At 68.2% G+C, this 6,337-nt stretch carries 5 protein-coding genes; 3 read left to right on the top strand and 2 right to left on the bottom strand.

The genetic code is table 11. The features are described 5' to 3' along the window. Nucleotides 1–73: 73 nt before the first annotated feature. Genes IQ216_RS10640 through IQ216_RS10630 form a run of 3 tightly spaced genes read left to right on the top strand, consistent with a single transcriptional unit; the run spans nucleotide 74 to nucleotide 3,934 of the window. A complete protein-coding gene (locus IQ216_RS10640; RefSeq protein ID WP_193815450.1) occupies nucleotides 74–1,780 on the top strand; it encodes a cbb3-type cytochrome c oxidase subunit I in 1,707 nt (568 codons plus the stop codon). Next, the gene (locus IQ216_RS10635; RefSeq protein ID WP_193815449.1) at nucleotides 1,777–2,376 is read left to right on the top strand and encodes a heme-copper oxidase subunit III; all 600 of its coding nucleotides are present in this window, start codon (nucleotides 1,777–1,779) and stop codon (nucleotides 2,374–2,376) included. The genes IQ216_RS10640 and IQ216_RS10635 overlap by 4 nt, the downstream gene beginning before the upstream one ends. Nucleotides 2,377–2,404: 28 nt before the next feature. Further along, nucleotides 2,405–3,934, top strand: coding sequence for a GMC oxidoreductase (locus tag IQ216_RS10630; protein WP_193815448.1), 1,530 nt, complete (start codon nucleotides 2,405–2,407; stop codon nucleotides 3,932–3,934). On the opposite strand, the gene IQ216_RS10625 is transcribed toward IQ216_RS10630, so the two are convergent. Further along, the gene (locus IQ216_RS10625; RefSeq protein WP_186699139.1) at nucleotides 3,921–5,207 is read right to left on the bottom strand and encodes an NRAMP family divalent metal transporter; all 1,287 of its coding nucleotides are present in this window, start codon (nucleotides 5,205–5,207) and stop codon (nucleotides 3,921–3,923) included. The genes IQ216_RS10630 and IQ216_RS10625 overlap by 14 nt on opposite strands. A 7-nt stretch (nucleotides 5,208–5,214) precedes the next feature. Then, a partial coding sequence (locus IQ216_RS10620) for a glutamate-1-semialdehyde 2,1-aminomutase (protein ID WP_193815447.1) occupies nucleotides 5,215–6,337 on the bottom strand: 1,123 nt, incomplete at its 5' end.

Genomic DNA, 6,337 nt, shown 5'->3' with positions numbered 1-6,337 from the left:
GCCACGGTGCCACCGGCTCCAGCGCCGCAGGTGAACGTGAGCGCCGACCCCTCCGCCCCCCACGACGCCTGAGATGACCTCCACCTCCCCCTTTGATCCCCGGGTGCTGAAGGCCTCCCACCCGGTACCCGGCGCTCCGGACAACTGGCGGCGCTTCTTCAGCTTCAACACCGATGCCAAGGTGATCGGCATTCAGTACATCGCCGTGGCCCTGCTCTTCCTGCTGGTGGGCGGTGTGCTGGCCATGATCATGCGCGGTGAGCTGATCACTCCGCCGGCCGATCTGGTGGATCCCACCGTGTACAATGGCCTCTACACCATGCATGGAACAGTGATGCTGTTCCTGTTTCTGTTCCCGATCCTCAATGGTTTCAACAACCTGTTGATTCCGGTGATGATCGGGGCGCCGGACATGGCCTTTCCCCGGCTCAATGCCCTGGCCTTCTGGATGTTCCCGGTGTTCGGGGTGATCCTGATGGCCAGCTTCCTGGTGCCCGGTGGCCCCTCCAGTTCGGGCTGGTGGGCCTACCCGCCCCTGAGTCTGCAGAACCCCCTGGGGCTGTTCCTCAACGGCCAGTTTCTGTGGATTCTGGCGGTTGCCCTCTCCGGCATCTCCTCGATCCTGGGGGCGGTGAACTTCGTGACCACCATCATCCGCATGCGGGCGCCTGGGATGGGCTGGTTTCGGATGCCGATCTTCTGCTGGACCGCCGCCGCCGCCCAGATCATCCAGCTGATCGGCCTGCCGGTGCTCACCGGCGGCGCCGTGATGCTGCTGTTCGACCTCAGCTTCGGCACCAGCTTCTACCGCCCTGAAGGCGGTGGCGACCCGATGCTCTATCAGCACTTCTTCTGGTTCTATTCCCATCCGGCCGTCTATGTGATGGCCCTGCCGGTGTTCGGCATCTTTTCGGAGATCCTGCCGGTGTACGCCCGCAAGCCCCTGTTCGGCTATCCGGTTGTGGCCGTGGCCTCGTTCGCGATCACCGGCCTCAGCCTGATCGTGTGGGTGCACCACATGTTCTACAGCGGTACGCCGCAGTGGATGCGCAATGTGTTCATGGTCACCACCATGCTGATCGCAGTGCCCACCGGCATCAAGGTGTTTGCCTGGATCGGCACCCTCTGGTGCGGCCGCATCCGGCTCAGCACGCCGATGCTGTTCTGTCTGGGCGGCATCGTGAACTTCATCTTCGCCGGTATCACCGGCGTGATGCTGGCCACCGTGCCGGTGGACATCCACGTGGGCAACACCTATTTCGTGGTGGGCCATTTTCACTACGTGATCTTCTCCACCCTCACCTTCGGCGTGTTTGCCGCCATCTACCACTGGTTCCCCAAATTCACGGGCCGGATGATGGTGGAGAGCCTCGGCAAGCTGCACTTCGTGCTCACCTTCGTGGGCAGCACCCTCAACTTCCTGCCGATGCACTGGGCCGGCCTGATGGGCATGCCACGCCGGGTGGCCTCCTACGACCCCGAATTCGCCCTGGCCAATGTGCTGGCCAGCCTCGGCGCCTTCCTGCTGGGGGTGGCCACGATCCCCTTCCTGCTCAACGTGGTGAGCTCCTGGGCCCGGGGCGCCAAGGCGCCGCCCAACCCCTGGCAGGCGATCGGTCTGGAGTGGCTGCTGCCCTCACCACCGCCCGTGGAGAACTTCGAAGACCATGTGCCCACCGTGATCAGCGGTCCCTACGGCTACGGCCTGAACCGACCGCTCGTGGAAGACCAGCAGCGCTACGTGGACTGGGCCGAGGCCGCCGGCCGGATCGAGCCATGACGGACTTCTCCTCCCAGACCACGGCCGCCGCCGCCAGCCATGGCAACGGCCACGCCAACCACACGCTCACGGGCTTCGTGATCTTCCTGCTCTCGGAGAGCGTGATCTTCCTGGCCTTCTTTGCCGGCTATGCGGTGCTCAAGGCCTCCTCGCCGCTGTGGCTACCGCCGGGGGTGACGGGCCTGGAGGTGCGTGAACCGCTGGCCTACACGGCGGTGCTGGTGAGCAGCAGCGGTGTGGCCTGGCTGGCCGAGCGCGCCCTGCACCGCCGCCGTCTCTGGAGCTTCCGCGCCTGGTGGCTGCTCACCATGCTGATGGGCAGCGTGTTCATCTATGGCCAGGTGATGGAGTGGCTGCGGCTGCCCTTCGGCCTCGGCGATGGGGTGTTCGGGGCGGGGTTCTATCTGCTCACGGGCTTCCATGGCCTGCATGTGATCAGCGGCATCCTGTTGATGGGCCTGATGCTGGCCCGCTCCTTTCGGCCCGGCAATTACGACGACGGCGAGGTGGGCGTGGTGGCCGTGTCGCTGTTCTGGCACTTCGTGGATGTGATCTGGATCGTGCTGTTCCTGCTCCTCTACGTGTGGCAGGTCTGACGCGGTGGCTGAGTTGGGACCCGGAGCCATGATCATTGACGACCGCGATTACGACGTTCTGATCGTCGGCGCCGGCGCAGCCGGTGGCACCCTCGCCGCTGAGCTGGTGCGGGCCGGCTGCTCAGTGCTGTTGCTGGAGCGCGGCATCTCCCTGCCGCTCGCCGATCAGAACGTGGCCGATGTGGACCTGTTCCGCCGCCGCCGCTACCACCCCTCGGGCAGCTGGTTTGGCCCCGATGGGGATCCCTTCCTGCCGCAGATGCTCTATGCCCCCGGCGGCAACTCCAAGATCTGGGGCGGTGTGCTGGAGCGCATGCGCGAAGCGGAGTTCAGCGGCCTGGCCCTGCAGGAGGGCCGCAGCCCCGACTGGGGCCTGCGCTATGGCGATCTGGCCCCCTGGTACGACCGCGCTGAGCAGCTTTACCGGGTGCATGGCCGTGCCGGCATCGATCCCACGGAGCCAAGCCGCAGCACGGCCTACCCCCATCCGCCGCGGCGCTTCGAGCCGTTGATGGAGGCGATTGAGGCTGGCCTGCAGCGGCGGGGCCTCCATCCCTATCCCCTGCCCCTGAGCTGGTCGAGCGATCCGGATGACCCCACCGGCGATGCTGAGCTGTTCGGCGTGTGGCCCGCCTGTGAGGAAGGGCCGGGATCCTGTGTGCTGCGCACGGGCGCTGAGGTGCGGCGCCTGCACGTGAACCCCGCAGGCACTGAAGTGAAGGGGGTGGAGGCGGAGATCGGCTCCCAGCGCTGGCTGTTCCGGGCCCACCAGGTGGTGCTCTCTGCCGGCGCCGTGAACTCCGCCGCCATCCTGCTGCGCTCCGCCAGCGACGGCCATCCCGAGGGCCTGGCCAATGGCTCCGGCCAGGTGGGCCGCAACCTGATGAAGCCCCAGCTCACCGCCATGCTGCAGCTGGCCAGCGAACCCAACTCGGGTCGCTATGCCCGCAGCCTCGGCATCAGCGACTACTACTGGGGCGACCGCAATGTGAGCTTCCCGCTCGGCTCGATCCAGAGCGGTGGGGGTGTGCTGCAGGATCCGCTGTTCGCCGAATCGCCGCCCATCCTGTCGCTGATCACCCGGTTGCTGCCCGATCGCGCCGTGGAATGGCTGGCCGATCGCTCCGTGAGCTGGTGGGCGATGAGCGGCGTGCTGCCCGAGCCCGAGAACCGCGTCACCCTGCGCGGGGAGAGCATCCAGATCAACTACCTGCCCAACAACCGCGAGGCCCACGACCGGCTCGTCTACCGCTGGCTGGACACCATCCAGAAGCTGGAGGCCGACCCCCTCACCCAGGTGGTGCGCGCCGCCCCGATCTACCCCCGTGGCGAGGCGCCGCTGGCGGTGATGGGCTATGCCAGCGGCACCTGCCGCATGGGCTCAGATCCGGCCCAGGCCGTGGTGGACCTGGAGGGTCGCTGCCATGGCCTGGCCAACCTGAGCGTGGCCGATGCCAGCGTGTTTCCCAGCTGTCCGGCGGTGGGGCCGGGCCTCACCGTGATCGCCCTGGCCCTGCGGTTGGGCGAACGCCTGCGCCGGGAACTCAGCCCAGGCTGAGCAGGAACACCAGCAGAAACGCCGACAGCAGCCCCAGGCCGAGGCGCGCCAGCAGCAGCAGACCGCCGTGGAAGCGATCCTGCGGGGCCACCTGGCGGCCCTGCATCACCTTCAGGTTCATCGCCGCCAGCACGGGTGTGGTGAGGAAGGACACCAGCATGGCCAGCTGCACCAGGGTGCCCATGGAGCCGGGCCAGAGGCCCACCACGGCAGCCGCCAGCAGCGCGTGCAGGCCGATCCAGAGCTGCTGATCGCGGCGATCGTGCACCTGGCGGCCCCGGTGGCCGCGCAGCAGCCGCAGGCCTGCTGAGGCCGAGCGGGGGTAGCCATCCAGGCAGGTGAGGCTGGTGCTCAGCATCGTGATGAAGGCCGCAGCAGCGATCAGGGGGTAGGCCCAGCTCCCCAGGCTGGCGGTGTAGAGCTGCACCAGCTGCTGGGCAAAGGCGGCTCCGGCCTGCGAGAACTCCCGGCCCGTGCCGTGCATCACCCAGGCGCCCAGCAGCAGGAACAGCACGGCCATCACGGTGGTGAGGGCGTAGCCGAGGTTGAAGTCGGCCTCCACGGCCGCACGGCTGCTGCGGGCGCCGGTGTCGTCCTCCCGCGCGAAGATCCACAGCGATGACCAGGCCGCCAGATCCAGCGGACAGGGCATCCAGCCGATCAGGGCCACCAGAAAGGGCAGGGACGTGAGGCTCCAGGGGCTAGGGCTGAACAGGCTGGCCCCACTGCCCAGGCGCCCCCGCAGCAGCACGGCCCCCGTGGCCAGCAGCGTGAACAGCACCAGCAGCAGCACGATCACCTTGCTGAACCGATCGAGGCTGCGGTAATGCCCCAGCAGCAGCAGGGCCAGCCCAAGGCCCAGCAGGGCCAGGGAGAGCAGCACCGGGCTGAAGGGCAGGAAGCTGGTGGCCAGGCTGCCGGCCACCGCCGTCACGGCGGCGATGTTGGCCACGCCGGTGGCGAGGGTGATCAGCAGAAACAGGGGCAGATACCAGGGGCGCTGGCGCTGGTAGCCCTCCAGCAGGCTGAGGCCGGTGACCGCCGTGAAGCGTGTGCCCACCAGCAGAAAGGGATATTTCACCAGGTTGGCCAGCAGCACCAGGGCCAGCAGCCCCAGGCCATAGCGGGCACCGGCCTGGGTGGAGGCCACCAGATGGGAGCCGCCGATGGCGGCGCCGGCCAGCAGCACCCCCGGCCCCAGGGCCTGGCGCAGGCTGGTGAAGCTGAGCGGCTGGTCGGTGGCGGGGGCTCTGACCGCAGGCGTGGGGTCCATCAGGACCTCAGGCGATGGCAGCGAAGCTCTCCTGGAAGGCGGTGAGGGTGGCGTCCACGTCGGCGTCGCTGTGGGCCAGGGAGGTGAAGCCGGCCTCGAAGGCGCTGGGGGCGAGATACACGCCGCGCTCGAGCATGACCCGGTGCAGCTTGCCGAAGCGGGCCGCATCGGCGGCCTTGGCCTCCTCGAAGTTGCGCACCGGCCCATCGCAGAGGAAGAAGCCGAACATGGCGCTGATCGAGCCGCCGCAGATCGGCAGGCCCGCCGCTTTGCCGGCCTCGAGAATGCCCTTGATCAGGCGCTGGGTGGTGGCTTCCAGCCGCTCGTAGCTGCCCGGCTGGCGCAGCAGGTCGAGGGTCTTGATGCCGGCGGTCATCGCCAGGGGGTTGCCGCTGAGGGTGCCCGCCTGATACATCGGCCCGGCCGGCGCCACCATCGCCATGATGTCGGCCCTGCCGCCGTAGGCCCCCACCGGCAGGCCACCGCCGATCACCTTGCCCATGGTGGTGAGGTCGGGGGTCACCCCGAAGCGGGCCTGGGCGCCGCCGTAGCTGATGCGGAAGCCGGTCATCACCTCGTCGAACACCAGCAGGGCGCCGTTCTCCTTGGTGAGCTCGCGGATGCCCTCCAGGAAGCCGGGCACCGGCGGGATGAAGCCGGCATTGCCCACCACCGGTTCGAGGATCACGCCGGAGATTTCGCCGGGGTTTTCGGCGAACAGCTGCTTCACGGCCTCCAGGTCGTTGTAGGGGGCGGTGAGGGTGCTGGCGGTGGTGGCCCGGGGCACCCCCGGTGAATCCGGCAGGCCAAGGGTGGCCACGCCGGAGCCGGCCTTGACCAGAAACATGTCGGCGTGGCCGTGGTAGCAGCCCTCGAACTTGATCACCTTCTCGCGGCCGGTGAAGGCACGCATCAGGCGCAGCACGGACATACAGGCTTCGGTGCCGCTGTTCACGAAGCGCACCATCTCCACGGATGGCACGGCCTCGATCACCCGCTGGGCCAGCTCGTTCTCCAGCTCACAGGGGGCGCCGAAGCTGGTGCCCTTGTCGAGGGCGCTGTGCAGGGCGGCGATCACTTCGGGGTGGGCGTGGCCGCAGATGGCCGGCCCCCAGCTGCCGATGTAGTCG

The organism is Cyanobium sp. LEGE 06143, assembly GCF_015207535.1.
In the GTDB taxonomy this organism is placed as follows: domain Bacteria; phylum Cyanobacteriota; class Cyanobacteriia; order PCC-6307; family Cyanobiaceae; genus NIES-981.
The sequence above is the reverse complement of the archived record's forward strand: the minus strand, read 5'-3'. Positions and strand labels throughout refer to the sequence as shown.

What these genes read in the sequence shown, in the direction of transcription:
- IQ216_RS10640 (WP_193815450.1), top strand. Translation starts at nt 74, where the DNA reads ATGACCTCCACCTCCCCCTTTGATCCCCGGGTGCTGAAGGCCTCCCAC.
- IQ216_RS10635 (WP_193815449.1), top strand. Translation starts at nt 1,777, where the DNA reads ATGACGGACTTCTCCTCCCAGACCACGGCCGCCGCCGCCAGCCATGGC.
- IQ216_RS10630 (WP_193815448.1), top strand. Translation starts at nt 2,405, where the DNA reads ATGATCATTGACGACCGCGATTACGACGTTCTGATCGTCGGCGCCGGC.
- IQ216_RS10625 (WP_186699139.1), bottom strand. Translation starts at nt 5,207, where the DNA reads ATGGACCCCACGCCTGCGGTCAGAGCCCCCGCCACCGACCAGCCGCTC.